The organism is Bacillus sp. EE-W1 (assembly GCF_009760835.1).
Taxonomy (GTDB): Bacteria; Bacillota; Bacilli; order Bacillales; family Bacillaceae_G; genus Bacillus_A; species Bacillus_A wiedmannii.
This window is the reverse complement of record NZ_WIPE01000069.1, coordinates 65088-65310: the sequence shown is the minus strand read 5'-3', so window position 1 is coordinate 65310 and position 223 is coordinate 65088. Positions and strand designations below refer to the sequence as shown.

The 223-nt window shown below is 42.6% G+C and carries 1 protein-coding gene; it reads left to right on the top strand.

Annotation, left to right across the window (positions count from 1 at the left end):
- Positions 1-223, top strand: a 223-nt coding sequence (locus GFJ36_RS16940) for a M60 family metallopeptidase (RefSeq protein ID WP_242016015.1), incomplete at both ends; no start/stop codon positions are given.

Genomic DNA, 223 nt, shown 5'->3' with positions numbered 1-223 from the left:
ACCTGGCTCTAATACCATCTCTTCACCAAACGGCGGCGTATTGGGGTTAGATAATTTTCAAAGCACAGGAACAGTTAAGGTGCAAGTAACGCAAGGCGGTAGTCCGATTCCTTTCTTTGTATTAGGGAAACACACAAAAGCAGACTGGATTGCCATGATGAACAACTATCCAAATGCACATGCGGTACAATTAAAATCAGAACGAGCAGTACTAACTGTAACT